The following is a 2,692-nucleotide window of genomic DNA, read 5'->3' as shown; positions in this document are numbered from 1 at the left end:
CCGCCGGCAAGGTCAAGGACCGGCGCAGCTACGGCGTGTGGGGCGACGAGCGCGATCCGAATAACTGGTTGGCGTTCAAGGCCGCGCCCAAGGACGAGCTGAAGCTGCCCAACAGCGGCTACACCGGTACCCACGAACGCCGTCAGCGCGGCGCCACAGCGCCCGGCATCAGCGGCCTGATCGATATGCAGGCGCGCTATTACGACCCGGCCGCGATGCAGTTCCTGCAACCGGATGGCGTCGTTCCCGATCCGGCCAACCCGCTCAGTTGGAACCGGCGCACCTACGTCGACAATAGCCCGGTGGCGTTCTCCGATCCGACCGGGCATGCGCCGGAAAAGAACGAATCGGGGCTGACCGAGGGCGGCGAGGAGTTCGTCGAGCGCAAAGCGCAAGAACTGGACGATGCGACCACAGGGGGAGGCACCTACCTCGCCAATGGTGGTGGGCTTGGCAGCGCGTTCACAGGGATACTTGTAGGAAATGCCTTGGCAGTCATGCGGGCACGCTATGAGTTGCGTAATAAGCCGCTCAGCCAGAAAACGGTGAGCGAAATGACGTCAGAGGAAAAGTTCTACGTTCAAGCCTATATGCGCGACAAGGGCAATTACGAACGCGCCGGAATGGCCGCGCCTTTCGACAATGTAGAGGAATACCTGCTGTGGCGCGAGATGTCCCGGGAAGCACAGGCTATGGGAATCAGCAGCCAGTACCTGGGCAATATGGCCGACCGAACTGAAGTGGCCGCGGACGCGGTCGGGTTCGGCAATGCCAATCCTGCAAACAAGGGCGCTGGTGGATTACGTGCGGCGTCAAAGGCAGGAGGAGGCAGAAGACCCGTAGGCGGATGGGCTTGGGGAAGGCGTCTCTATCAACCAAGTGAAGCGATCGCCAAGGCTGCGGAAAACAACACGTTGCACATAAAGACCATACAACCTACGAAGCGAAGTGAAGCTATCCTTTATGAAGTGAGCCCAGCCAGACATCTAATAGCAGATGGGAAGAAGATCGCGGAGGTTAATGCAAATCAAACAAATGCCTTCGTTATTTTGGAGAGGCAATATGCGTCCGTAGCTAATACACGAGCGCTTTGGAAAAAGCTGACAGACACCTTCCCTAATACCCAAGGATATGATTTGCATTTTGATTTTGGATCTGATGCGGCTGGAGCGGCGAAATTTGGCGAGCAATTAAGAAAGCAGGGTGACAGCCTAACTACAACATCTCATGCCTTTAAAATAACGGTGGAGGACGTTGAGCCCGGCATCACCTATGTAAGTATCTACAATGTCGCAGCCCCGCCGCATTGATCGGCTTATTGCTCGGTTGGCTGCTTAAGGAAGTGTCTGCTTGGCAGCCAGATTAGGCTTGGTTGACGAAGGATTGGATCGGCATGCAAGCTACCGAGTACCGTACGGCGGAGCCGTCGCCCCAGGCGTTTCCGCCATCGAGTGCAAGTGTCGTGTGGCGGAATTCATTGCGGGTTTCGCCTCGCCACTGCAAGCGACCACTTCTGTTGTAGCCCGCGTGGCCCGTAGGATGAGTTGAGCGAGCGATACTCATCACACGTAAGTCAAGACCGCACCGCTTGGAATGACCGTCTACTCTTGTTGCGCAAAGAAAAAACCGGCATACGTCGGCTTTTTCTTTTGCAGCCGCCAGGACGGAAGTTCAGAACTTGTAGCTCACCCCCAACAGATAAGTCCGGCCCTACTCGATGTTCTCGAGCGGACGGTCCTTCGTGCCCGCGTAGGTGCGATACGCCTCGTCGGTGAGTTGCTGGCCTGGAACAGCAGCATCGCGCCGTCGAACCTGCCTGTCTCGAACGTGTAGCTGAGCTGCGCGTCCAGTTGGTTCTTGCATTCGACGTACAGCAGCCTGCCCAGCGCGGTGGGGCGCGATATCTGGAGCCAGCTTGCCGGCAGTATCAAGCCCACCGGCGCCAACTGGATATTCCTGGGCACCAACGCCGCGGCGGTGATGAAGCCGTCCAAGAGGTAACCGGCGTAACGACGTCGGCGTCACCGCCTGGGGAAGCCTGCCAGCTGCGCCCATGCCGGTAGATCCGGTGGCCGTTGACAGCGCCGAATAAGTCGGCGAGCGCACGTAGCGATCGGGGTAAGGGCTCGGTCGGGTGAGGCGAGCCGGCCAAAATGTCCACCGCCGTCACATTTTTCCGTCTTGTTGAGCTCCAACAGCGGCGGATCTATGAAAAGCAAAATTGCGCGGGCGTTCTCTTGTTTGGGAATGGCGGGTGCCGGCTTGGCCGGTTCGGGGAACCGGTGGCGGCGAAGCGGAACCAAGCTCGGGCTAGGCCTCTTGGCCGCGCTAGGCATCGCCTGCGGCATGCTTGCAGCCTGGGCGGAGGGACCACCCCAAGGCTCGCCGCCGGCCGGCGAAGTTTTGCCGGTAAAGAGTGTCGATGTAATCGGCACCTTGGAGGGAGCGGTGTCGGTAGGCGCTTCCGGCGGCGCCAACTGGACTACGCAATTGAAGGTGGTGCCAGGCGTGGGCGGGCTGCAGCCGGCGCTCAGCGTGGGCTACGGCGGCGACGGATACGGTGGTTTGGGCGTGGGGTTTTCGCTTAGCGCTGGCGGCGAGATCAGCCGCTGCCGGCAGACGTTAGGCCAAGACGGCCGACATGCGCCGGTGAGTTGGACGCAGGCCGACCCGTTGTGCTTGAACGGGGCGA

The 2,692-nt window shown here is 59.8% G+C and carries 3 protein-coding genes; all 3 read left to right on the top strand.

Annotation, left to right across the window (positions count from 1 at the left end):
- Positions 1 to 1,310 (top strand): RHS repeat-associated core domain-containing protein (locus M2650_RS16350; RefSeq protein WP_283254847.1); only part of this gene is annotated, 1,310 nt, incomplete at its 5' end.
- Positions 1,311 to 1,857: 547 nt separating this feature from the next.
- Positions 1,858 to 2,001: a hypothetical protein gene (locus M2650_RS16345; RefSeq protein ID WP_249476246.1), complete on the top strand. Its 144-nt coding sequence runs from the start codon at positions 1,858 to 1,860 to the stop codon at positions 1,999 to 2,001.
- Positions 2,002 to 2,448: 447 nt separating this feature from the next.
- Positions 2,449 to 2,692, top strand: a 244-nt coding sequence (locus M2650_RS16340) for a hypothetical protein (RefSeq protein WP_249476245.1), incomplete at its 3' end; no start/stop codon positions are given.

Origin of the sequence: Luteimonas galliterrae (assembly GCF_023374055.1) — a bacterium.
Lineage (GTDB): Bacteria > Pseudomonadota > Gammaproteobacteria > Xanthomonadales > Xanthomonadaceae > Luteimonas_C > Luteimonas_C galliterrae.
Note: the sequence above shows the minus strand (reverse complement) of the source record. Positions and strands in the feature narration are given on the sequence as shown.